Origin of the sequence: Sciscionella marina DSM 45152 (genome assembly GCF_000379465.1) — a bacterium.
GTDB lineage: Bacteria > Actinomycetota > Actinomycetes > Mycobacteriales > Pseudonocardiaceae > Sciscionella > Sciscionella marina.
In genome coordinates this window covers 25,833-49,417 of sequence record NZ_KB905384.1, presented here as the reverse complement: position 1 = coordinate 49,417, position 23,585 = coordinate 25,833, and the positions used below count along the sequence as shown (strand labels likewise).

The window sequence follows — 23,585 nt, the reverse complement described above, 5'->3', positions numbered from 1 at the left end:
TCGCCGTGTGCAGTCCGGGTGTGGCATCGAGAATCACCGGAGTCGTTCGCTGCAGGTACCACCGTTGTCATACTCGCCTGCCGTGGCCGAACGCCGCAGCCGTTCGCCGGGCTGTTTGCTCGATCGTGTGTGAGGGTGTGGCGCTGAGATTGAGTACCTTGGTTTCGAACCGTTTCGGAAGGTCGTTCTGGCTTCCGGTGAGAACAACCGCACCGACCGGAATGCGTCCTTGAGGTCGGTGGTGGATTGTCAGTGCGCTTCGCCGGTGGACCAGAAATAGGTCAATTCGGTGTCGTTGAGGAGGTGGTCGCCGAGCACGCGTTCTTGGTAGATCGCTGGGTTGTGTGAGGCGATGGTGCGTGCGTTGCGCCAGTGTCGGTCGAGCGCGCGGTGCAGGGATGTGGCTGATGCTCCGCCGACGTCGAAGAGTTGCGTGGTGCTGTACAGTACGAGGTCGATGACGGTCAATTGTGCTTGTACGGCACTGCGTTCGGCTTTCTCGATCGCGGGGTCGGCTGGCTTGCCGGTGACGAGGAGGTCGTGGGCGGTCGCGATCCGGTGCGCGGCGCCGAGGACGAGTGTTTCCGCGGCGAAAGCGTTCGCTGATAGGCGACCGGTGACCGACTGCACGAGCGGGTCGCTGGCCGCGGTCGCCCCGGTGCCCTGGCTGTAGGTTCGGGTCCGGGACCGGACGAACGCCGCGGCGTCACGCACCACTGCGTGGCCGATGCCAGCGAGTGTGGCCAGCAGTACCGTTTGCAGGAACGCGGGTAGCACGGTTCGGGTTTGCGTGTCCTGGGTTGGTCGCACGAGCTCGGCATCGATGGCCACGTCAGTGTAGATCGTCGTCCCGCTGCCGGTCAGCCGCTGCCCGAAACCATCCCAGTCGTCGATGCGCTCCACTCCGGTTTCCGTGGCCGGCACGGAAACCGAAACCCTTTCCCCATCGGGTTTTTCGGCGCTCGTGGTGATCCAGTCGGCGAATAGGGAACCGGTACTGTAGAATTTCCGTCCGGACAGCGACCAGTTCCCCTCATCCGGGGTGATTCTGGTGGACAGCCTGCCGACTGCAGCGCTGCCGCGCTCATGACTGGCGTTGCCGACGATCTCACCGGCAGCGATACGTCGGAACCAGTCTTCGCGATCGGGCCGAGCCGGGTCGAGGAGGAGCCCTTCGACGAACGTGAAATGCGCACGTAGCAACTGTGGCAGGTTCGAGTCGGCTTCGCCGAGTGCTATGAGCAGGGCGAACAGTTCCGGGGCATCCGCGCCCGCACCGCCGTATTCGGTCGGTACCGTGACGGCTGTGAAACCTTTGTTGCGCAACCATTCGAGCGGTTCGTGGGGTAGTTCTCGTTCGCGTTCACGCTCAACGGAACCTTCGGCGATGCGCTCGAAGACGGGCGCGAACCGGTTGAGCAACTCGTTCATGCCTGTTCTCCCCATCGTTCGGGCAAGGCGGCCAGTAGGGCCTTCGTGTAGGGCTCGCGTGGCGCGGTGAAAACCTCGTCGGCCGTCCCTTCTTCCACGACACGGCCATCCTTCATGACGAGTACACGGTCGCTGAGGTGGTGGACGACGCCGAGGTCGTGCGAGATGAACAGGTATGCCGTGCCGTGTTCGCGCTGGAGATCGGTGAGCAAGTCGAGTACTTGGGCCTGCACACTGACGTCGAGGGCCGAGACCGGTTCGTCGAACACCAGTAGGTCCGGCCGACCGGCGAGCGCACGAGCGATCGCGACTCGCTGACGCTGCCCGCCAGAGAGTGTGAGCGGATGGCGGGCCGCGATATCCGCTGGTAACCCGACATCATCCAGCAGTTCGATGACCGTGGACTCGCCGTGTCCGGCGAGGGCATCGCCGATGATTCGGCCTACGGTATGCCGCGGATCGAAGGAGGACAGCGGATCCTGATATACCACCGAAATCCGGCGCCGCACTGGGCGGCGGTCTCGTTCGCGGATCTCACTCCACGGTTGGTTCGCGAAGGAGACACTGCCCGCGTCGGGTTCGGTGAGCGCCAGCGCGATCGACGCGGTTGTCGATTTCCCGGAGCCGGATTCGCCGACGATTCCCAGCGTTTCGCCCGGTCGTATCGTGAAGCTGACCTCTTGGACGACGCTGCGTTCGCGCCCGTCGGGACCACGGTAGTGTTTGCTGATGCCTTCGGCGCGCAGCAACACGGCGTCCTCGGGTGGTTTCGGCGTGGGCGCTACATCGGGTGGCCGGGTGCCGGACAGGCGGGTGCCTTTCGTGTGGGCCGAGGGGATCGCGGCGATGAGCCGTTGTGTGTAGGGATGTTCCGGAGCGCGGATCACCCTGGTCGTCGGACCGGATTCGACGATCTGCCCAGCGCACATGACCAGCACCTCGTCCGCGAGATGCTGCACGACAGCGAGGTCGTGGCTGATCAGGACGATCGTGCGCCCGCGTTGCTTCGCGGTGGCGAGCAGTCCGAGGATTTGTGCCTGCACGGTGGTGTCGAGCGCGGTCGTCGGTTCGTCGGCGATCAGTACCTGCGGGTCGAGTGCCAGCGCGGCGGCGATCAGCGCCCGCTGCCGCAGCCCGCCGGACAGCTGCGAGGGCAGTTGCCGTGCCCGGAGTTCGGGCTCGGGCACGCCGACCTCGCTGAGTAACTCCAGTACTCGTTGCTCGCGGGCCACGCGTGGCCCGAATTTGTGCAACCGCAACGGTTCCGCGATCTCGGCACCGATCCTGCGCAACGGGTCGAGCGAGACGAGCGCGTCCTGGAGCACGTAGCCGACGCGCCGTCCGCGCAGCCTGCGCCACGCCCGCGGGCGCAGCCTCGTCAAATCCTGGCCACCGAGCTCGATCCGATGCGCGGTGGTGTGTGCGCCGGGACCATTGAGGTCGAGAAGTGTCCGCGCGGTGACGCTCTTGCCCGAACCGGATTCGCCGACGATCGCCAGGCACCGCCCGGCTTTGAGGGTGAACGACACGTCCTTGACGACGGTGTGCCCGTGGAAACCGACCGAGAGCTGCTCGACCGCAACGACCGGCTGCGCGGTCGCAAGGCTCTCCCGCAGGCGGGCTGGGCTGCTCATCGGCGACCTCCGGGTTCGGTGACGGCACGCACGGCGCGTCCGAGCACCGTGAGCGAGAGGGTGAACAGGACGATGACCGCGCCGGGAAAGAAATCGAGCCACCATGCCTGTTGCACGTAGTCACGGCCCGCGTTGAGCATCGCGCCCCATTCCGGTGCGGGCGGCTGCACGCCGAGCCCGAGGAACCCCAGCGCCGCGGCCCAGACGATCGCCTGCCCGACGCCGAGCGTGATGAGCACGGCCAGCGGCCGGAAGGCGTTCGGCAGGACGGTTCGGACCAGGATCCGGGCCGGTCCACGGCCGAGGACGCGTTCGGCCTGGACATAGCCGGAGCCACGAACGGCAAGCACCTGTCCGCGCACCATGCGCGCGTAGCCGGGCATCGACGCGACCCCGACGGCGATGACCTGGGTGCCCGCACTGTTCCCGAACACGGCGATGAGGATCAGCGCGAGCAACAGCCCCGGGAACGCGTACAGGACCTCGATGAACCGTGTCGTGACAGCGTCGAGGGCGCGTCCACCGAGTCCGCCGAGCAGCCCGAGCACGACCGCACCGGCCAGACCGAGAGCTGTCGCACCGAGCCCGATGAGTAGCGACTGGCCCGCCCCGTATACGACACGGGCGAATACATCACGCCCGGACTGATCGGTGCCGAACACATGCGCCACGCTTGGTGGATCGAAGCTTTGATCCAGGTGGATGTCCAGCGGATCCCGTCCGGTGAGCAGCCTTGGCACGGCCGCGGCGAGCACGACGAGCACCCCGAACGCGAGTGCTGCCCAGAAACCGGCACTGTGCAGCGGAGTTCGCCGCGTCCTGGCGGCGTTCGGGACGGTCAGTACACTCATGCCTTGCTCGCCCCGATCGTCGTGCGCAGCCGCGGGTCGACCGCGACATAGGCGAGGTCGGTCAGCAGGTTCGCGACGACGTAGACCAGCGCCACGACGAACGTGATCCCGATGACCAGCGGCAGATCCTGTGAGTTGACCGCGGTGACGAGCAGCTGTCCGATTCCCTGGCGCGCGAACACGACCTCGGCGATCACCGCGCCGCTGATCAGCGCGCCGAGCCCCCACCCGGAAAGCGTGATCCCGGGCAGCGCGGCATGCCGCAGGACGTGCCGGGCGCGGACCCCCGCTTCGGACATGCCGCGGGCCCGCGCGGAGAGCACGAACGGCTGCTTGAGTTTCGCGTCGAACTCGTCACGGGTGACCTGGCCGAGGAACCCGGCCAGCGGGATGCCGAGCGTGAACGCGGGAAGCACGAGCCCGGTCGCACCGGTACCGATCACCGGCAGCCAGTGCAGTCGCACGGCGAACACGAGCAACAGCACCACACCGAGCCAGAACTGCGGCAGTGCCGCGGCAATGACCTCGACCCCGGCGCCGATCCGCGCCCACCACCCGTTCCGCCCGGCGCCGGCGAGCGTGGAAACCACCGAAAGGACCCAGGCGATACCGAGGGCGGTCAGCGTCAGCGCCAATGTCGACCCGAGCTGACCACCGATCGCGCTGAGCACGGACTGCTTCAGCGTGTACGACTCGCCGAAGTCCAGCCGTAGCAGACCAGCGAGGAACGAGCCGTACTGCGCCAGCAACGGCCGGTCGAAACCGTATTCGTGCCGCACAGCGGCCAGCGCCTGCGGACTCGGATGCGCGGATGCACCACCGAGAATCGCGCGTGCCGGATCGCCGGGCACAAGATGTTCGAGGAAGAACACGATCGTGCCGACGACGAGAAGCAACAGCACGGCCTCGGCAAGGCGCCGCAGTACCCGCAGCCTGACAGAGCCGTTCACGTCACCCTCCTGCGCTCAGATAGGCGTCGGAAAGGACCGGCTCTCCCTCGGAGACCTCGATCCAGACATCCTTGAGCCTTTTCGACACCGCAAGGCGGGTCTGGATCGGATACATCGGCATGCTCCATGCCTTCGCGGCGAGGATCCCTTGTGCCGCTTGGTACAACCGCTTCTGCGTAGCCGGATCGGTGGTAGCCGAGGCGCGCAGCAATGTGTCGTCCAGTCCCTTGTCCCAGGTGAACGGCGTGTTCTCGCCGTTGCCCACGTCCAGGGTCGCCTTGGAGAACCTGATGTACATGACCTCGGGTGTGGGGCTGTTCCAGTAGTTGCCGAGCAGGTCGTACGCCCTGGGATCGCCCTTGACCGCATTCATACTGGCCTCATCGCGTGCGTCGAGAACGACCCGGATACCAACTCGCTTCTCCATCGCCTGCACGTCCTGCAGAATCGTCAAGTCCGCGGGTGGTGTCTCCGCGCTGTCGGCGTTGTACGGCAGGCGTACGGAAAGCTCACGGCCCGCCTTGGTGCGGTACCCCTCGGCGTCGCGGTGAGTCCATCCCGCTTGGTCGAGCAGCCGGTTCGCCGCGACCGGGTCGTAGGGCAACGTCTCGTGCCAATGGCGGTCGTAGTCCGGTGTGCCGCTGCTGAGGATGTTGCCCTCGTAAGGAAAGACGCCTGCGTAGGCGCTCTGCACGGCTTCCTTCGCGTCGGCGGCGTGCACGAAGGCTCGGCGGACCCGGATATCGGAGAAAATCGGGCTGCGCGTGTTGAGGTCCAGGCTGAACGGCGAGCCCGAGTGCACGAACGACTGCAGCGTGATCGACTGGTCCGCTCTTGCGAGCTCCTCGTCTTCGGGCGGAACGTTGAAGATCAGGTCCGCTTCACCGGACCCCAGCGCACCATATCGACTGGTGTTGTCCTTGAGGAATTTCCATGTGATGCCGTCGAGGTAGGCCGGGCCCGCATGCCGCGCGTTAGCGGGCGCCGAATCATATCCGTCGTTGCGGACCAGCTGCACGTCGCGCTCATGATTCCATTGCACAACCTTGAACGGGCCCGTTCCGACAGGAGACTCGCAGTTCGCGGCGAGCCCGCGCGCCATGGCCCTCGGTGATTCCATGCCGAAGAACGCCTGGGACAGTGCGGTCAGCAGCGGCGAATAAGGGCGCTTGAGCCGAATCCGCACGGCGTGGTTCGAGAGCGCGATGGCCTGGTCGAAATACGAATCGAGATAGAGTAGATCCGTCGAAGACTGGGTGGCCGGATCGAGGATCTGGTGGAAGTTCGCGACAACGGCCGCCGCGTCGAACGGGACGCCGTCGGTGAACTTCACGCCCTGTTTCAGCGTAAAATCGTAGGTGAGCCCGTCCGGTGAAATCGTCCAGCCCGTGGCAAGCCACGGCACGACCCTCCCGCCCGCAGTCTCGGACACCAGGGAATCGAGATACTGTCGCGCAACATAAGTCTGTGGCATGTCGCCGCTGTTGTGCGGATCAAGACAGGTCGGTTCGCGATCGGCGGCGTAGGTGATCATACCGCCGCGCACCGGGCCAGACGAGGATGTGGCAACGCCTGCGTTCCCCGCGCAACCGGCCGTGAGCACAACCGTCAACCCGACCACCACCGCGGATATCGCGCGCTTCACGGGACGGCGCCGATGCTCGCACCGATGCGATGCGCGGCGCCCGGATGCGATGCGGGCAGGCGCGGGCCCTCGCCGTGCAGGCGCTCACGCAATGTCGTGCCCTCGGTGTAGGACCTGCGATAACGACCGCGGCGCTGCAGTTCCGGCACCACGAGTTCGATGAAGTCGGTGAACGTGCCAGGCGAGAGGTACTGCACCAGATTGAACCCGTCAACGCCCGTGCGTTCAGCGATCTCCTCGATCCGGTCGGCCACCTGGTCCGGCGCACCGACGACGAAGAACGGGTCGTCGAAGGGATCCGAGAAATGATCCACCACTTCGCGGACACGTTTGTCCGCGAAGGACCTCTCCGCCGATTCGACATGTCCGCGCGCCTTGAACCCCAGATACTCCTCGGCACCGAGGGCAGCGAGATCGATGCCACTGCTGCCACCGAAATGGACGAGATAGCCGATCGTGTCGCGATAACGCAGGATCTCGTCGAGCTTGCGCCGCGCCTCGTTCTCGGTTTCACCGACGATAACGTTGAGGCCGACAAGGAATCGCACGGCGTCGCGTCCGCGGCCGTTCGCCTCGGCCAGTTCACGGACGTCATCGATCACCTCACGCGCCTGCCGCTCGGTGCGGGCACCGACGAAAATGGCCTCCGCATGCCTGGCGGCGAACGCGCGCCCACGATCCGACGAACCGGCCTGGTAGATCACCGGCGTTCGCTGCGGTGAAGGCTCCGACAAATGCGGCCCATCGACAGTGAAATAACGTCCGCGATGGCTGATCTCATGAACCTTCGCAGGATCGCTGTACCGCCGCTCCGCACGATCGTGCAGCACCGCGTCCTCCTCCCACGAGCCCTCCCACAGTTTGTAGGAGACCTCCAGGAACTCCTCGGCGAGCTCGTACCGATCGTCATGCCCCACCTGCGCACCCAGACCGTAATTGCGGGCCGCGTCCGGAAGATACCCGGTGACAACGTTCCATGCGATACGGCCCCGAGTGAGATGGTCCAGCGTGGAAAACCGACGCGCGTTCCCGAACGGCGGTTCGTACGTCGTCGTGAACGTGACCGCGAAACCAAGATTCTCGGTCACGGCCGCCATCGCGGGCACAACAAGGAAAGGGTCGTTATTGGGCGACTGGATCCCACGCGCGATCGCCGAATCGCGACTACCCTCGTACACCGAGTACGTGCCGACGACATCAGCCAGGAACAACGCATCGAACAGCCCACGCTCGAGCAACCGCGCGGTATCCAGCCAATACCCGATATCGGTGTATTCATGCCGCCGATTGCCCGGGTGCACCCACAGTCCGTGGTTGATATGACTCGGAGTGTTCATTTCGAATCCGTTGAAATGCAGGATTCGCGCCATGGCTCGCCCTTTCCTTCTGCTATCCAGAGAACGTAAACGCACCACATCGAACGTTCCAGAACGTCTCACACTCTGGAAATACGGCGAAATATTCATATTTCGAACACCGAGCATTCACGGAAAACCGACTACTCCTCTCATCCGCCCGGATATACAGAGTAAAAATTGCGCGGGATCCCATCGAATACCAGCGCGGCCCGATTCCGCGCCGCCGGCCACCCATGTCACCGCAAGGAATCGGTCGCGGGCGATGTGTGACTCGTCGAGCTGATGGCCCGAGGCCCGAAAGGTCAGGATCGGCGCCTGCCGACGGTTCCGTACTTGACTCGCCCCGCTGACCGGCGCCTCCGACTCCTACCGCGCCCCGCTTCCCGAACCCGCCGATGACAAGCCCATGGACCGGATCGTGGCGCTCCTGGGTCGGGACCCGAATTGGCAGCCCGAGCAGAAACGATGAGTTTCCGGCACGGCGATCGTTCACTGAGACTCGCGGCTCGCGAGGGTTATCGGCGTCAGCGATCACATTGATCAACTCGGCCTGAACAGCATCGCCCGCGAGATACACTCGAGGACTCCCGGGCTCTACACCACTCCGCGACTAGTTTGCTCACCTCGATGCTCTCCTGCTCGACCCGCTCACCGATTAGCGCAATGCAATGTGCAAGTTCACGTAGTGATACCGGGCTACCGGATTCCAACTTCGCAGCCCGATCCCGCCACTTCTCCCGATCTGTGAGCGGATCGTCCGCCCATCGGCGGGACGGGTTCGCGCGCGACATAGCACTCGTCCACGAGCACAGCGATCATCCTGGAAAGGGTCTGCGCCGCAACACCCTCACGACTGGCGAGGTCGCCGAGGCGCATGGCATCGGAGCTGGCCAGGGGTGACCAGCGCGGAGACCGCGCCGTGACCGAGACCGTCGATATCACCGCACCTGCGCAGAGATCTGAACAATCGTCCGACGACGAGATACAATCGCTTGGTCGCTTCGTCGCTGACTTCGGCTTGTTCGATCGGCAATTGATGAGTCGCCATGTCCGGTGTCCTCTCCGGGCTGTGCAGGCAACGATCAGACCATCCGTTATGTTCCGATTCTTTCGCGTGTCCGATCATTTGTACGTCATGAAACGCGGTGTCGACGTTTCGGTCCGTCGACACCGGTAACTTGATACATGCTGTCAAGCGGTAGGCGCGCAACGTAATCGTGAGATTGAGGCGCAGGTGTGCGGGAGTGTCCGCCGGTCACCTTGACAATCCGCTCACCGGTCGGGTCAGGGTTGATTCGCGAGTGGTTCCACTGCTGGGCGTGGTTGGGGCCTAATTGCCAAATATTGTTGGGCGATGGCGCGGTTGTAGCGCCGGAGATGTTCGCCGAATTCGCGGAGTTCGCGATCGGTCCAGTCGCCGAGGGTGTCGGTGAGGCTTTGGCGGCGTTTGCGTTTGGTGTTGGCCATCTTGTGTTGGCCTTTGGCGGTCGGGGAGATCAGGCTGCATCGCCGGTCGCTCGGGTCGAGCTGTCGGGTGACCAGTCCTTTGCGTTGCATTGTGGCGATCTGTCGGCCGACGGTGGAGGGGTCGAGTCCGAGTGCGGCGGCCAGCGAGCGAATGTCGGCTGAAGCCGCCGACTCGAGGCTGCGCAGCAGCAGGTATTCGGAGCGGTCGAGCTCGGTGTAAATGTCGCTGCGTCGACGCAGGAGCTCGAAGTTGCGAACCAGGACTGCGGTGGCGAGCTCGACGGTATCGAGTGTGTCCTGTTGTCCGACTGTATCAACGCTGGTCGGTGCGTCACTTTCACTCATAACCTGTACTATACCGATAGTTGGCGGTAAAGTACCGGTGACTGGTTGGTTTGGACGACGGAATCAGCGCCGCTTCGGTGCCGCGGTCTCGTCGTTGACGCTGATTGTCCAGCGTCGGGAAGGGTGGTTATTCGTGCCCGAGCGGCTCGTTGAACTGTGGGACCGGCTGGTCGCTTCGGATCCCGGGCTCGGGCGGATTCGGATGGCAGGGTCTTCGGCGATCAGCATGGCCAGTGCGCTCGCGGTGGAGTACGGTTTCGCTTTGCTGATCGGGGCGGACGCGAAGCTCATGCTGGTCGTGATGTTGCTTGGCGCGATGGTGGCGATGATGGGGGCACAGGCGCTGAGTGGGACCGGTGTGTGGCCCAAGGTCCGCACGGCATTGTTCTTTCCTGTTGCGCTGGGGGCCGGTATGTGTGCCGGGGTGTCGGTTTCGGGGAACACCGATCTGATGCTCGGCGTGTTCGTGGTGGTCATGTTCGTGGCGGTGTTCATCCGTAAGTTCGGTATCCCGTATTTCTTCTACGGGTTCATGGGGTGGATGGGGTATTTCTTCTCGTCGTTCCTGCATGCCACGTTCGACATGTTGCCGCTGCTGCTGGTCGCGATCGTTATCGGCACAGTCTGGGTGGTGCTGCTCTCGATCACGGTGTTACGGGAAAACCCGGCTCGCACGCTGAATCGGGCGGTGCGCGGCTTTGATGCTCGAACCAGGGCGATGGCTCGCGCGGTGGCTGTCTTGCTCGTGGACCGGGAACCGGACGAGGCCCGGGTGGCCAGGGCGTGGCGACGCATTCAGCGTAGCCACGCGAACCTCGCCGAGATTGCGCTGATGGTCGAGGCGATGTCGGGTGAGCCTGGCGCTTTGCCCGCCGGGGACTCGCCGGTGGTGTTACGCCGCAAGCTGGTCGAGGCGCAGCAGACGATGGACCGCATGGCCACCGCGGCCAAGGCACTGGTGTCTGCCGAACCTTCCTTGCGCCTGATGGCGGCGCGTGTCGCGGATCGGCTGGCTCGTCGAGATGATCAGGGCGCGAACCGTGGCGCCCACGAGCTCGCCGAGCGCAGCGAACCGGCGGGAGACGGCGAAACCGAACCGGGCAGTGAGGGCTGGTGGGCGGCGCGGCATTTCGCTGCTGCCGTGCTCGAGTTCGTTGCACTCGCTCGTAGCAGGGGCGACTTGGCACCGCACGACGACGCGGAGCTCGACGAGTTCGAGCCGGTCGTGGAGCTGGTGATGGGCAATCTGCCCGGCTCCCCGGCTGCCGCGCGGGAGGTGCACGCGCGTGGTCATCGGTGGAACCCGCTGGCGCGGATGGCGATGTCCTCCCGGCAGGCGGTGCAGGTCGCGATCGCCGGCGGGCTGGCCATCCTGGTCGGCCGCGAGCTGTCCGAAACCCGTTATTACTGGGCGGTGCTGGCCGCGTTCCTGATGTTCGCGGGGACGGCCACGCGCAGCGAACAGTTCATCAAGGGCTGGAACCGCGTGTTCGGTACCCTCGTGGGGCTCGGGGTTTCCATCGGATTCGCCGAGCTCACTGCCGGGCAGCCGATCTGGTCGATCGTGGTCATCGTCGCATCCATGTTCTGCGGTTTCTACCTGATGCGGCTCTCGTACGCGTACATGATCTTCTTCCTGACGATCATGCTCGGCCAGCTCTACAGCGTACTCCACGAGTTCTCCCCGGGCTTTCTGCTGCTGCGACTCGAGGAGACCGCGGTCGGGGCCGGGATCGGCTTTCTGGTCGCGCTGGTGGTGATGCCATTATCCACGCGCGATACGTTCCGGTCCGCGCGTGATGCCTTCCTGCATCAGCTCGCTGAGCTGCTGCACGCGGCCGCAACCAGGCTGGATCCGGTCGCCGGTGGGGAGTCGGCCGATCTGGCCGGTCTGTCGAGAACGCTCGACGACCGGATGCGGCAGTTGAGTCTGGTTGCGAAACCCATGACCCGCCCATTGTTGTGGAACAATAGCCCGCGCCAGGTGCGGCACCGGCTTTCGCTGTATGCCAGTATCGCAACGTCCACCCGTGCGCTGACTGTCGCGTTGCGGGACGCCCCACCGGTACGGCAGCGGGGGCTGGCCGCCGCGTGTCGCGCACTTGCGACCGCCGGCGAGGAACTGGCCAGGGTCCGCATCGGGCGCGACCAGCCGAGCGCCTCCGACCCGCTGGTCGCGGCGGATGTGGCGTTGTTCGGCCGTACCGTCGCGGTGCCCGGCGCGCGCGCATCCAGCCCGGTGCTGCGCACGCTGACGCATGTGCACCAATCGTTGCGGGAGCTTTCCACTCCCAGCGAGACCGCGCTCGTGGAGACGCGACTCGGTAACACGGTGGTCGGCCAGGTCATCACCGACAGCGGCGAACCCGTGTCCGCCCGAGTGACCTTGTTGCACCCATCGGGATACGAGGCGGCACATGCCGAGACCAACCCTTTGACCGGATATTACCGATTCTCCGACTGCGCTGCCGGTCACTACCTGACCGCCGTCACCACCAGCGGACAGGAGTCGGTGGCCGGTCGAGTGCGCGTTCACGTCCGTGCACCGGCCGCAGCCGACTTCATCCTGTCCACACAGTCTGCGGCGCGGAGCAGCGTGCACGGCACTATCCGTGATCCGCATGGGGAACCACATCCTGAGGCGGCGGTAGCCGTGTTCGCCTCGGACGGCGGGTTACTCGCCCACACCCACGCCGACCGTCAGGGGCGATACCGACTGGACCTCGATCCGGGGACCTACAACATGATCACCACTGGGTACGCCACGGTGACCACGAAAACACGGTTGTCCGGCGACCGGCTCAATCAGCTCGATCTCGTCTTACCGAGAGCGGATCTCGCCACCGACGAACATGCGAACCTTTCCGAATTGAGGTTCCCCTGATCGCGTGTGTCTGGTGCGGCCGAGTTTCGTCCCGCCACAGCCGATCCGGCAGCGGCGGGATTTGACTCGCTATCGCACCAAGGTAGTACGCGAACACATCGGGGAAGCGCAGCGTTTGCACAGCCTGGTCGAAGACGCTCTTTTGGGTCGACCCGTACAGGCGCTCTCGCTGCAACAATTCTCGCCCCACCCCGTCAGCGCGACGAAGCGATTATGCTTGCGCTAAACCCGATCACGTGAGCGTCGGTACCGTGCACCACCGGAGCTTTCCTCCAGTTTCTAACGCCATCCCTTGTAGACGGTTTGCTATGTGGCCGGCGAGTTCCTGCAGAATCCGGATCTCCTCAGCGGCGGGCTTGCCAAATATCGCAACAAGATATTCTCGAATAGGGAATAGAGCGTTCCTGGAGTATGTCTTTGATCGCGCTTCTTTTGGGATTGTTTCAATATTTGGTTTATCTTGACGTTTTCAGGCACGGAGATCAATATCATTTGCTCGTTGCTTGAGCGTGACGTGGGCCCCAGTCGCTGGGTGAGGTCAGCCGTTCGTGATGGAGGAGTGTGAATGGACCAGTCTGGCGCGGAAGCCGGGAGCTTCGATTGGGATGTGGTAGTAGTCGGCGCTGGTTTTGGCGGTGCTGTCAGTGCTCTACGTTTGACGGAGAAGGGATATCGCGTCGCTGTGGTCGAGTCCGGGCGGCGATACGCCGACGATGAACTACCGAAGACAAGCTGGCGGCTTCGGAAGTTCCTGTGGGCTCCGAAACTCGGTTTGCGCGGTATTCAACGCATTTCCTTTTTACGGAATTTTGCCGTCCTCTCCGGTGTCGGGGTTGGTGGCGGTTCGCTGGTGTACGCGAATACCTTGTATCGTGCTTCGGAGCAGGCGTTCGAGGATCCTTCCTGGCGAGGAATCACTGACTGGAAAACGGAACTCGAACCGCATTATGTCACGGCGGAGCGGATGCTCGGTGTCCGCGTGAACCCGGGTGGCACGTTGCCGGACCGATTGTTCGCCGAGGCTGCTACGGAGATCGGTGTTGCCGATACGTTCCGGCTGACCCCGGTTGGGGTGTTCTTCGGGCGGGCGGGGGAACGGGTGTCCGATCCGTATTTCGGCGGGCTGGGCCCCGACCGAACCGGGTGTGTGCTCTGCGGTGAGTGCATGACCGGGTGCCGGTATGGCGCCAAGAACAGGCTCGATCTCAACTATCTGTATCTCGCCGAGCACGCCGGGGCACGGATCTTCGAGGAGACATCGGTGACCGATGTCCGGTTCATTTCAGGCGGCGGATACCGGCTTGTCACAACGACTCCGGCGCAGCCGTGGTGCGGCACGCGGGTGCTCACCGCGCGCCAGGTGGTTCTGGCCGGCGGGGTGTTGGGCACGTTGGAACTACTCATGCGGTCCCGACGAAGTGGCGGATTGCCCGAGCTCTCTGCGCGGCTCGGGCAGCTGACACGCACCAATTCACAATCACTGCTCACTGCTGAGACACAAAAGCCCGATCCGGGCTTCACCGAGGGTGTCGCCATCACCAGTTCGATCCACCCCGATGCGCACACCCACGTGGAACCGGTTCGCTACGGTCCGGGTAGCAACGTGATGGGGTTTCTTTGTACGTTGCTGACCGATGGCGGCCCCGGCGGTCCTCGGTGGTGGAAGTTCGTGCGGCAGGCCGTCCGCCGACCGGGCGATTTGTTCACCTTGTTCTGGCGCAGAAGGTGGTCGGAGCGTACGACGATCATGGTCGTCATGCAGGCGCTGGACAATTCGGTCACGGTGCGGCTGCGGCGGGGGTTGTTCGGCAGCGGACTGACTGCGAAACCCGGCCACGGGGGGCCGGTTCCTACCTGGATTCCCACGGCCAACGAGTTGGCGCGCCGGATCGCTACGAAGGTAGGCGGCAGACCGCGTGGCACCTGGGGTGAACTGGTCGGTGCTCCGCTGACCGCGCATCCCATCGGCGGCTGCGTGATCGGTGAGTGTGCCGAGACCGGAGCCATCGACCCGTACCACCGGGTATTCGGTCATCCGGGGTTGCACGTGATCGACGGGTCGAGCGTGCCTGCGAACCTCGGGGCCAACCCGGCCCTGACGATCACCGCCCTCGCGGAGCGCGCGGTTTCCATGTGGCCAAACGCGGGCGAGCCGGACCCGCGCCCGGCGCCAGACGAACCGTATCGCCACGTCGAACCGGTACTTGCGAGAAACCCGGTACTTTCCCAGGAAACCCCGGTCGTTAAGCCAGGCGGGGAAATCTAATGCCGGAACGACAGCTGGTTACCGGGGCCACCGGTTTCCTCGGCGCAGCGCTGGTGCTGCGGCTCCTCGAAGATACAGACGCACGCCTGGTGACGCTTGTGCGCGCGGGCACCGTAGATCCCTGGACACGGTTGCGCACCGTGCTGACCAGGGCCGCGATCGATTACGGGCACCCGTCGCACTGGATCGCACCGCTGCTGGGCAGGATCGAGCTCGTGGTCGGAGATCTACTCCAAGATCCGGCCCCCGAGGTCGGGGCGATCGATCGTGTCTGGCACGGCGCGGCATCGCTTCGCTACGCCGAACGAGACCGGGAGGCGATCTACGCCGCTAATGTGGTCGGTACCGAACGTGCGCTTGCGATCGCCGCGAACGCAGGTGCCCGTCGTTTCCATTACATCAGTACTGCCTATGTGGCCGGGAATCGGTCCGGCATGATCTTCGAGCAGCCTGTCGGCACCGATGCTGTGGTGAACAATGTGTACGAGGAAAGCAAGATTGCCGCAGAAGCCGCTGTACTGGCGGCGGATACTTTCGAAACGCAGATCCTGCGACCCAGCATCATCGTCGGTCACAGCGTCAGCCTCGCCACCTCGAGCGCGTTCGGACTCTACGGTTTCCTTGACCGGCTGGCCCGATTCCGAAGAATCCTAGAACGGCGCGATACCGACCGCCCACGACGGCTTTCGCTGCTGGCAGATCCCTCGGTACCAGCCAACTTGGTTCCAGTGGATGTCGTGGCACGACAGGCAGTCCGGCTCGCCCTGCCACGCCCGAGCGCGACGATCGTGCACCTGACCAACGATCGTCCACCGACAGTCGGCGAAGTCATCGACTCCGTTTTCGACGCCGTGAACCTGCCGCGTCCCCGCTACGTTTCCGATCGCGGCGAGCTGTCTCGAGTCGACGAACACTTCGACAGGAGTATCGAGTTCTACCGCTCCTACATCACCGGGCACAAGCACTTCCGGCAGGACACCGCGAACGCGGCAGCTGGACCACTCGAATTTCCGTTCAACACCGAAACATTGCGGCGACTGTGCCGTGTTTATCTCGACCAGCAGTTCGGTGCCTCAGTACCAGAGGGAGAAGAAGCATCATGAAGGCATGGTGGCGAAGGGGGATCACCGCGGCCGCGCTGGCCATCGGCGCGAACGCCACCGTCGCGGGGATCGCCGCGGCAGACGGAGCACACGGTAACGACGGGCTCCTGCTGCCATTGACCGGGTCGATTACGATACCGATCACCTTGCACGGCAACGTGATCGGCACACCGGTAGGTGAATTGCGCACACCCGACCACTCGCTGACCTTACGCACACGGGATCTGGTCAGGGCTCTCCAGCCCCTTTACGACAAACTGTACGAGGCGTCCATGCCACTGCATCCACCCTGGCCAACACACGACCACCCCGATCCGGAACATGTCGGCGGTTTCGCTCACCTCGACCATGAACAGGCCAATCTCGTCGTGCCGGTCAACGTCAGCGGGAACGCCATCGCGATAGGCGGTCCCGCACACGCCGATGCCGGTGGGGCCAAAGCCATCGGCGCGGCGCCGAGCCCAGTGGATACCAGCGGCTACGGCGGATTTGCCTCCGGGAACCAGACCTCGGTCGACGCTACCGTTCCCGTCGTCATCGCCGGAAACGCCGCTGCGCTGCTCGGCAAGGCCACCAGCACCGGTGACAGCAATACTGCCGCCTCCAGCGGCGGACCCATCACCACCGAAGGCGAAAAAGGAACCCTCTCCGGCAACGTGATCGCGCTACCAGCCACCCTCACCGCCGCCGCGACCGCCAACACCACCGAACTGCTCGGCACAGCGAAAACGAACGGGCATCACCGAATCACCACAACCACCGGCGGGCGATCGACGAGTACCCAAGGAACCGACCCGCTCTCGGGCAACGTAATTCGGCCAGTAACCAACCTCACGATACACCTGCACCCGAGCCGGTAAGCGGATAATCGCTTCCCCGACCGTTACTCAATGCCGTCGTGTCATCGTATGTGCCGGTCAGTCTTCGTCACGATGTGCTGTCCGGGCACATGTGGGAAGCGAGGAAAAACCGCGTGCCACCGGAGGCCGCGCTCGGCGGTGCCCTGTGGATCCGGTTCGTCGGCTTGCCAGGTGGTGGGAGGGTGCACGCGAAGACGGGCATCCTCGAGGGGCGGCGCGCTCGGTTTATACGTCCGCGATGACGACGGCCAGACGTTGGTCTCTTCGTTCATCATCAGAGGTGCCGATGTGAGTCGGCCGAGCGGGTGGTGGTTGCCCGGCCGGCAGTTCGGGGTAATGTGGGTTTGGGGTCCCCAACGCGCGGCTTGCCGGGTCGTCAGTCGTCAGAGAGAACGCGTGGAATCACCTCGTCCACCAGAAGCTTGAGCTGGTTGCGCCAATCCCAGGAAGTGATCCGCAGCGTCACTTCGGTTGCCCCGTCCCCGTACAGTGCCCGGATATCGGCCGCTGCCTGCTCCGGGGTGCCCGCCGCGGTCCAGTTTCTCGCCTGCTCCGGGGTGAACACCGGACCGTAGTACTCACCGAGGAACCGGTGACTTTCCTCGTAGGCGGCCTCGCGATCCGGATTGAGGTTGAGATTGTGGTACGCGGAAACCCCGAAGTCTTCCGGATCCCTTCCTTCCTCGCGCAGGAAATCCTTGATAGCCGGTAGATTCACGGTCAGATGCTCGGGCGTCTTCCGGGTGGTCATCCAACCATCCGCGATCCGTGCGACGCGGCGCAGCGCACGGGTGGCCAGCGGATGTGGCACCGGATTCGAGGCGATGTACACCGGTGGTGGGGACTGCACCGGTTTCGGTTGCACCGTCACGTCCTCGAAGGAGCGGTACTTGCCGTGGAAACCAACCTTGTCCTCGGTCCACAGGCGGCGTATGATCTCGGTGTTTTCCTCCAGCCGTCCGGCGCGGGAGGAGTCGGTTATGCCATAGAGCGCGCCCTCCTTCGCGGATGCATCGTTGGGCTTGACGATCCCAGTGCACACGGCCAGCAGCATGCGACCGTTGGAGAGCTGATCAAGGGTGGCCCACTGGTCGGCGAACAACACCGGATCCCGGATCGGGAACGTGGCAAGGCAACCGACGGCGAGTCGGACCCGTGTGGTGACCGCGGCCAGCGAACCGAGCAGCGCCACGGATTCCGGTCGCGGCTTCGCGAGCAGGCTGTCACCGATCCATACCGAGTCGAAAACACCGGTTTCATCGGCGAAATGCGCGGTTTCCACGAGTTCGCCGAGCCCGGCGATCCCGAAGAAGGTACCGCGTTGGGGCAGGGTGAGACCGAGCGATCGTTGGGGCATGGCAAGTCCTCCTAGGTAAGGGTGACACGGCCGTTCGGGGTGTCGAGTTCGGCGATCAGACCAGGTATCCCAGTGTCGATGTCCAGCTGTATGTCCAAGGCGCGCAGGACGGCTCGCGGAGCCTGCGGGTCCGGATGGGTACCGCGCAAGGAAAGCAGACGCAACTCGGGCAGGTCGTTGGTGCTCGGATGCGGAGCATCCAGCCAGTCGATCAGCGCCGGAGCGAGCCCGCCGAAACGGTCACCACGATTCGGGGTGAGCCGCCATTCCAGTAACACGCCTTCCGGTGTGCGGCGGGAGAGCGGGCCGATATCGCCCGGGTCGTAACCGTGCGCGCGAGCTTGCCGTACGGTGGCTTCGATATCGTCGGGACGGACCACCCAGGCGGCAAGTCTCGGCTCGCTGAGTTCGTCGATACCGAAGGTGCTCGGTTTCGGTTGTGCGGGATCATCCGGACCGATGAGTTCTAGATACGCCACACCGCCGAGCCCGGCGAGATAGTTTCGGGTGCCGCGGCCGACATGCCGTCCACCGAGTACCGGGGTGATCCCGGTGCGTTCGGTGAAGGAATCCACCAGCCGGTCGATGTCTGGTCCCGCGTAGACAAGGTGGTCCAGAGTCGGCTCGATCATGCTGTCTGTTCCTTCGCGAGTGCGTCGCGCAGCGAAACCGGCCCGCCCAACCGGTCGAACTCGGCGCGGGCATCGCTGCGCAGCTGTTCGTCGTGCAGGAAGTCGGCCGCTGTTCCGGCGAGACCGACCGCCGCATCCAGGATGGCCGGTTGCGCGTCAGCCGCATATTTGGCGAATTCGGCGGTGTGGTTGGCGACCCCGCGCGGTGCGATGGCGATGATCGGATGAATGGCAGGAACCGCGAGACTCACGTTGCCCATATCGGTAGAGGCCACCTCCTCGACGGGGCGCGCCGCGGTCGGCAGCACACTACGTCGCCCGGAGAGCGCGACCGCGTACCGCGCTTCGAGGGTATTGTTGGTACGCAACGGAAGGTAGGGAGGCGCGTTATCCCACGATACATCCGCAGCGGTTCCGGTGGCGTCCGCCGCCGCGCGCAGGATGGTGTCGACCCTGGTGTGCAGTTCGGCGAGCGTGTCGAGTTCCAAGGATCGCACGTAGAAAACCGCTGAGGCGGTCTCCGGGACGATATTGGGCGCCTGGCCGCCGTCGGTGATGATGCCGTGGACCTTATCCGAGGGGAGAATATGCTGGCGCAGTTGAGCGATCCCGGTGTAGGCGGCCACCACCGCGTCCAGCGCGTTTACCCCGAGATGGGGGCCGGTAGCCGAATGCGCAGCGATACCCCGGTAAGTCACCGCGACCTGGCGGAATCCGAGCGAACGACTGCCCGCGACGTCGAGATTGCCGGGGTGAGCCATCAGCGCGAAATCCACATGTTCGAACCCGTCCGCGTCCAGGATTCGCTGCTTACCTCCGCCTCCCTCCTCGGCAGGGGTGCCGATCAGCTCCACGGTGCCGAATTCTTCGGCGAGGGCGAGGAACGCGCCGACCGCGCTCGCCGCGATGATGTTGTGCCCGCAGGCATGGCCGATCCCCGGCAGCCCGTCGTATTCGGCGATTACGGCCACGGTCGGCCCGTTATTCCCGGGGCCATCGTTGTGGCAGACGGCACGTATCGCGGTCGGTAGACCGTAGGCGCCCACCTCGGTGCGTACCCCGTGTCGCTCAAGCACACTCGCGATAGCGGCCGCCGCGTGATGTTCGGCGTAGGCCAGCTCGGGGTGTTCGTGCAGATCCGTGGCCAGCGCGGTGAGGTCCCCGCGCAGCGCGTCCACTCGGTCGGCGATACGTGCGTGTACCTGCGCGGGCGCACCTTCGTGGGCCGAGTGCGGTGGCTGGGTTTCGTCCAGGACTCGCTGGAGTTCCCGTTGTCTGCGCTCGCGCAGCCCGGGATAGGGGGTTCGTGGTTCGACGGTCATCCAATTCCTTTCACGGTTTGCGGTACACCGAGGTGTTCATGGATCTCGGCGTGAACCGTCCTGAGTGCATCCGGTTCACGCGGGCGTTCCTGGGAAATCCGCCAGGTGGCGGCGATGTGTCCGGGGCCGGGAGCGAGCAGCACGATGCGGTCGGCGAGCAGGAGCGCCTCGGTCACATCATGGGTGACGAACACGATGGTGCGGCGTTCAGTGGACCACAGGTGCAGCAGATCGCGCTGCAGCTGCAGCCTGGTCAGGTGATCTACCGCGCCGAACGGTTCATCCATCAACAGCACTTCCGGCTGAAGGGCCAGTGCCCGGGCGATGCCGACGCGCTGGCGCATGCCGCCGGAGAGCTGGTGCGGGTACTGCTGCGCGACTTCCGGTAGACCGACCAGATCAAGCTGGGCGCGGGCCAGTTCACGGCGCTTCGCCTTCGGTGTCCCGGCCATCTCCAAACCGAGCTCCACGTTGCGCGCCACGGTCCGCCACGGGTACAGCGAGGAATCCTGGAAGACCACACCGATCTTCTGGTGCGGACCGGTGATCCGTTCCTGCCCTAAATGGATGGTTCCGGTGCTCGTCGTGCGCAGCCCGGCCATCAATTCGAGCAGGGTACTCTTGCCGCAGCCGCTCCTGCCGAGCAGTACCAAAAATTCGCCTGGCTCGATGCTCAAGTCGATGTGGTCGAGTACGGTTGTCTCGCCGTAGGTCTTGGTGACCCCGGAGAGCTCGAAGCCGATCATTTCCCGCCGCCGGAGGGGAGGAAGCTGTTGTCGATGATCTTGGAAGTGTCGTAGGTGGTGTCCTGGAAGCCGAAGCTCTTTTGGATTTCCTGGGTCTGCCGCACCATGTCAGCGTCGACCGCTGGGATATTCGTCCAGATCGGGTCCTCGCGGCGCAGCGCGTTTTGCTCGACCGCCTTGGGCACCTTGATCTGAGTGATGGCGTAGTTCAAGAACTCGGACTCGTGCTGTTTTGCATATTTCGCCGATTCGAAGTAGGCAGCGAGGAATTTCTTCACGATATCCGGATATTTGCTGGTGAAATTGGTATTGCTGATCTCGACGCCAGTGTGGAAGTTCGGCAGGTAATCCCAGCCCTTGGCGAGCAGGCGGCCTGTTCCGCTGGATTCGGCGAGCGAGACGAAGGGTTCGTGGATGATTGTGGCGTCCACTTGCCCGCTTTCTAGGCTCGCATAGGCAGCCTCATAGGAGCCGTTCGGGACCAGCGTGACGTCGTTCTCGGTGAGCCCGTTCTTCTTGAGGATGTAGCGAGCGGTCACCTCCATGCCGGAGCCTTTGCGTCCGATTCCGATCCGTTTCCCCTTCAACTGTGCGATATTCGGGACTCCCTTGCCGCCGATGAGGTAGAACGGTCCCTTCGTCCGGTACATCGAGGAGACGATCTTGATCGGTGCGGACTTGCCTGCGGCGATCACCGCCGAGGTGGTGTCCGCATCGGCGATGTCCGCATCGCCGCTGGAGGTGAGTCCAACCGGGTCGGTGGCCTTCACGAAACTGACATCGAGACCCTGCTTCGCGAAAAATCCCTTCAGTTTGCCGAACTTCGCGGGCAGCCCGCTCGGTCCGGCGAACGAGGCGTAGGAGACTTTCACCAGCCCGTTCGCGGTTTTCTCCAGTGAGGAGGAGCAGGCTGGGATTAGCGCGGCGAGGAGTACAGCGCAGCACACGGTGACGATTCGACGAGACACAGTGCCTCCTTTGGTGTTGGTTGGCTGGTCAACGCAGGGATCGCCGCGGCCGCCACTTCAGCAGCACACGCCGTTCCAGCTGGTCGATGACCGTCACGCTGAGTACCGAGACGAGGGTGATCAGGATGATGAAGGCGAATGCCTTCGGAGTGTCGTAGAGCGTGGTCGCCTCGTTCAACCCGTTCCCAAGTCCGGCTTTCGAAGCCACCATTTCGCCGAATATTGCTCCGACGATGGCCGCGGCCGCCTCGGTGCGCAGCGCGGCGAGGATCGTCGGGATAGCCGAGGGCAGGATCACCTTGCCGATCAACTGCACTCGGGAAGCACGCAGCGATCGGGCGACCTTCAGATGATCCTCCGAGGTCTGCTGTACCCCGGCGATCGTGTTGTACACGATGGGAAAGAAGCAGAACAAGAACACAATCACGATCTTGTGCCCGAGACCCAGCCCGAGCCACAGGGTCAGCAACGGGATCACGGTCACCTTCGGTACCGCCATCAGGGCGGCGAGAAACGGCCGGAAGAACGCCTCGGCGAGCGGGACAAGGCCGAGCAGCAGGCCGAGCGCGATCCCCGCGACCACCGCGACCAGGTAACCGATCACGAACTCGCGCAGAGTCACGCCCAGGTTCATATAGAACCCGCTTCCCCCGCCGAGTAGCTGCCATGCCTGCACGAGGACATCGGTCGGAGCGGGGAGATACAGACTGGAAACGATTCCTCCGCGGACCAGCAGCTCACAGATCGCAAGCACCCCGAACAGCAGCACGAGCCGCCCGACAAGCAACACGATCCGACTCGGCCGGGAAGAGATCGACATGGTCAGAACGCTAAGCAGGAAACGTATACGGGTCAATCAATTGTGTATCCATCTTGCATAGTGGGCGCGAGCTACGCTGCGCGTATAGTCCATCCACACAATGGAATCGCGTCGGAGGTTGAGGTCGTTGTCTCTATGACGGATGCATTAATATAGAAACGTATCCATTAGTAGGAGGGCGGCATGACCGTGCGCGAGGGGGCCACCGCCGAACAGCACCGGCGGCTTCGGCAGATGATCATGGACGGCGAGCTGCCGCCGGGTAGTGTGCTGCTCGAGACCCCACTATCCAAGCAACTCGGTGTGTCCCGAACTCCTGTGCGTGAGGCGCTTGCACGGCTCGCCCAGGAAGGGCTGATCACCAGACGCACCCGCGGTTACGTCGTCCACGAACTGCGTCCCGAGGAGATCATCGAGGTGTTCGATGCGCGCATTGTGCTGGAATGTGCCATTGCCGAACGCGCCGCCACCACTGCCGACGACTTCCAGCTCACCCGGATCGAGCAGCTCACCGAGGAGCTCGAGAGACTGCTCCATCGTTTGCGCACTGCGGGAAAAGGGGCACGTGCGGCCAAGATCCGAGATGAGATCCGCCCGCTCAATGTTGCCTGGCATGCGGAGCTTCGGGCCGCGGCGAACAGCAAGACCCTTACCGGGCTACTCGAACAGATTCTCGATGTGCAGCGGATTTACGACCCGTTGATGAAACAGACCGAATACGAAGAGATCGCACTCGGTCAGCGCCAGCACAACGAGATTGTCACCGCCCTGCGTAAACGTGATCCGCAGGCCGCGAAGGACACGATGGCCGCGCACCTGACCACAGTTCGCCAGAGTAAGATCGCAGAATTCACCAGGACCGTGCACGAGAGAACCTGACATGCCATGTGTCACCGGCGACTACCTAAACGGTGTCTCGTAACCAGGTGGTCTTGGTGACGTGTAC

The 23,585-nt window shown here is 64.1% G+C and carries 18 protein-coding genes; 5 read left to right on the top strand and 13 right to left on the bottom strand.

Annotated features, from left to right (window positions below; genetic code table 11):
* Positions 1-249: 249 nt before the first annotated feature.
* The 7 genes from A37U_RS0112245 to A37U_RS43315 form a co-directional block, all read right to left on the bottom strand.
* Positions 250-1,431: an acyl-CoA dehydrogenase family protein gene (locus A37U_RS0112245; RefSeq protein WP_020496934.1), complete on the bottom strand. Its 1,182-nt coding sequence runs from the start codon at positions 1,429-1,431 to the stop codon at positions 250-252.
* Positions 1,428-3,065 (bottom strand): dipeptide ABC transporter ATP-binding protein, encoded by a 1,638-nt coding sequence (locus A37U_RS0112240; protein ID WP_020496933.1) that lies wholly within the window; start codon positions 3,063-3,065, stop codon positions 1,428-1,430. The genes A37U_RS0112245 and A37U_RS0112240 overlap by 4 nt, the downstream gene beginning before the upstream one ends.
* On the bottom strand, positions 3,062-3,916 hold the full coding sequence (locus tag A37U_RS0112235; protein WP_020496932.1) for an ABC transporter permease: 855 nt from the start codon (positions 3,914-3,916) through the stop codon (positions 3,062-3,064). The genes A37U_RS0112240 and A37U_RS0112235 overlap by 4 nt, the downstream gene beginning before the upstream one ends.
* Positions 3,913-4,866: an ABC transporter permease gene (locus tag A37U_RS0112230; protein ID WP_020496931.1), complete on the bottom strand. Its 954-nt coding sequence runs from the start codon at positions 4,864-4,866 to the stop codon at positions 3,913-3,915. The genes A37U_RS0112235 and A37U_RS0112230 overlap by 4 nt, the downstream gene beginning before the upstream one ends.
* 1 nt (position 4,867) lies before the next feature.
* Positions 4,868-6,400, bottom strand: coding sequence for an ABC transporter substrate-binding protein (locus A37U_RS0112225; RefSeq protein ID WP_020496930.1), 1,533 nt, complete (start codon positions 6,398-6,400; stop codon positions 4,868-4,870).
* 107 nt (positions 6,401-6,507) lie between these two features.
* Entirely contained in the window at positions 6,508-7,977 is a 1,470-nt protein-coding gene (locus tag A37U_RS0112220) for an LLM class flavin-dependent oxidoreductase (RefSeq protein ID WP_240437560.1), read from the bottom strand.
* 1,176 nt (positions 7,978-9,153) lie between these two features.
* On the bottom strand, positions 9,154-9,681 hold the full coding sequence (locus A37U_RS43315; RefSeq protein ID WP_020496928.1) for a MarR family winged helix-turn-helix transcriptional regulator: 528 nt from the start codon (positions 9,679-9,681) through the stop codon (positions 9,154-9,156).
* 133 nt (positions 9,682-9,814) lie between these two features.
* On the opposite strand from A37U_RS43315, the gene A37U_RS43310 reads away from it, so the two are divergent.
* From A37U_RS43310 to A37U_RS0112195, 4 genes are all read left to right on the top strand, one after another.
* On the top strand, positions 9,815-12,565 hold the full coding sequence (locus tag A37U_RS43310) for a carboxypeptidase regulatory-like domain-containing protein (RefSeq protein ID WP_020496927.1): 2,751 nt from the start codon (positions 9,815-9,817) through the stop codon (positions 12,563-12,565).
* Positions 12,566-13,130: 565 nt separating this feature from the next.
* On the top strand, positions 13,131-14,831 hold the full coding sequence (locus A37U_RS0112205) for a GMC family oxidoreductase (RefSeq protein ID WP_026197138.1): 1,701 nt from the start codon (positions 13,131-13,133) through the stop codon (positions 14,829-14,831).
* Positions 14,831-15,934, top strand: a complete 1,104-nt coding sequence (locus A37U_RS43305) for an SDR family oxidoreductase (RefSeq protein ID WP_020496925.1) — start codon at positions 14,831-14,833, stop codon at positions 15,932-15,934. The genes A37U_RS0112205 and A37U_RS43305 overlap by 1 nt, the downstream gene beginning before the upstream one ends.
* 146 nt (positions 15,935-16,080) lie before the next feature.
* Entirely contained in the window at positions 16,081-16,794 is a 714-nt protein-coding gene (locus A37U_RS0112195; protein WP_157182773.1) for a hypothetical protein, read from the top strand.
* 376 nt (positions 16,795-17,170) lie between these two features.
* Here the strand turns inward: A37U_RS0112195 and A37U_RS0112190 are convergent, their stop codons facing one another.
* Genes A37U_RS0112190 through A37U_RS0112165 form a run of 6 tightly spaced genes read right to left on the bottom strand, consistent with a single transcriptional unit; the run spans position 17,171 to position 22,639 of the window.
* Entirely contained in the window at positions 17,171-18,151 is a 981-nt protein-coding gene (locus A37U_RS0112190) for an LLM class flavin-dependent oxidoreductase (RefSeq protein WP_020496923.1), read from the bottom strand.
* Between the two features lie 11 nt (positions 18,152-18,162).
* Positions 18,163-18,783, bottom strand: a complete 621-nt coding sequence (locus tag A37U_RS0112185; protein ID WP_020496922.1) for a VOC family protein — start codon at positions 18,781-18,783, stop codon at positions 18,163-18,165.
* Positions 18,780-20,105 (bottom strand): M20 family metallopeptidase, encoded by a 1,326-nt coding sequence (locus A37U_RS0112180; RefSeq protein ID WP_020496921.1) that lies wholly within the window; start codon positions 20,103-20,105, stop codon positions 18,780-18,782. The genes A37U_RS0112185 and A37U_RS0112180 overlap by 4 nt, the downstream gene beginning before the upstream one ends.
* A complete protein-coding gene (locus A37U_RS0112175; protein WP_020496920.1) occupies positions 20,102-20,851 on the bottom strand; it encodes an ABC transporter ATP-binding protein in 750 nt (249 codons plus the stop codon). Before A37U_RS0112175 ends, A37U_RS0112180 begins: the two co-directional genes overlap by 4 nt.
* Complete coding sequence (locus tag A37U_RS0112170; RefSeq protein ID WP_157182772.1) at positions 20,848-21,819, bottom strand: ABC transporter substrate-binding protein; 972 nt, start codon at positions 21,817-21,819, stop codon at positions 20,848-20,850. Before A37U_RS0112170 ends, A37U_RS0112175 begins: the two co-directional genes overlap by 4 nt.
* 28 nt (positions 21,820-21,847) lie before the next feature.
* The gene (locus A37U_RS0112165; protein ID WP_051111624.1) at positions 21,848-22,639 is read right to left on the bottom strand and encodes an ABC transporter permease; all 792 of its coding nucleotides are present in this window, start codon (positions 22,637-22,639) and stop codon (positions 21,848-21,850) included.
* A gap of 183 nt (positions 22,640-22,822) precedes the next feature.
* Here A37U_RS0112165 and A37U_RS0112160 point away from each other — a divergent pair, with 183 nt between their 5' ends.
* Positions 22,823-23,518, top strand: coding sequence for a GntR family transcriptional regulator (locus tag A37U_RS0112160; RefSeq protein ID WP_020496917.1), 696 nt, complete (start codon positions 22,823-22,825; stop codon positions 23,516-23,518).
* Positions 23,519-23,585: the final 67 nt, after the last annotated feature.

What these genes read in the sequence shown, in the direction of transcription:
- A37U_RS0112175 (WP_020496920.1), bottom strand. Translation starts at nt 20,851, where the DNA reads ATGATCGGCTTCGAGCTCTCCGGGGTCACCAAGACCTACGGCGAGACA.
- A37U_RS0112235 (WP_020496932.1), bottom strand. Translation starts at nt 3,916, where the DNA reads ATGAGTGTACTGACCGTCCCGAACGCCGCCAGGACGCGGCGAACTCCG.
- A37U_RS0112180 (WP_020496921.1), bottom strand. Translation starts at nt 20,105, where the DNA reads ATGACCGTCGAACCACGAACCCCCTATCCCGGGCTGCGCGAGCGCAGA.
- A37U_RS0112190 (WP_020496923.1), bottom strand. Translation starts at nt 18,151, where the DNA reads ATGCCCCAACGATCGCTCGGTCTCACCCTGCCCCAACGCGGTACCTTC.
- A37U_RS0112225 (WP_020496930.1), bottom strand. Translation starts at nt 6,400, where the DNA reads ATGATCACCTACGCCGCCGATCGCGAACCGACCTGTCTTGATCCGCAC.
- A37U_RS0112205 (WP_026197138.1), top strand. Translation starts at nt 13,131, where the DNA reads ATGGACCAGTCTGGCGCGGAAGCCGGGAGCTTCGATTGGGATGTGGTA.
- A37U_RS43315 (WP_020496928.1), bottom strand. Translation starts at nt 9,681, where the DNA reads ATGAGTGAAAGTGACGCACCGACCAGCGTTGATACAGTCGGACAACAG.
- A37U_RS43305 (WP_020496925.1), top strand. Translation starts at nt 14,831, where the DNA reads ATGCCGGAACGACAGCTGGTTACCGGGGCCACCGGTTTCCTCGGCGCA.
- A37U_RS0112160 (WP_020496917.1), top strand. Translation starts at nt 22,823, where the DNA reads ATGACCGTGCGCGAGGGGGCCACCGCCGAACAGCACCGGCGGCTTCGG.
- A37U_RS0112185 (WP_020496922.1), bottom strand. Translation starts at nt 18,783, where the DNA reads ATGATCGAGCCGACTCTGGACCACCTTGTCTACGCGGGACCAGACATC.
- A37U_RS0112165 (WP_051111624.1), bottom strand. Translation starts at nt 22,639, where the DNA reads ATGTCGATCTCTTCCCGGCCGAGTCGGATCGTGTTGCTTGTCGGGCGG.
- A37U_RS0112240 (WP_020496933.1), bottom strand. Translation starts at nt 3,065, where the DNA reads ATGAGCAGCCCAGCCCGCCTGCGGGAGAGCCTTGCGACCGCGCAGCCG.
- A37U_RS0112220 (WP_240437560.1), bottom strand. Translation starts at nt 7,977, where the DNA reads ATGAATATTTCGCCGTATTTCCAGAGTGTGAGACGTTCTGGAACGTTC.
- A37U_RS0112245 (WP_020496934.1), bottom strand. Translation starts at nt 1,431, where the DNA reads ATGAACGAGTTGCTCAACCGGTTCGCGCCCGTCTTCGAGCGCATCGCC.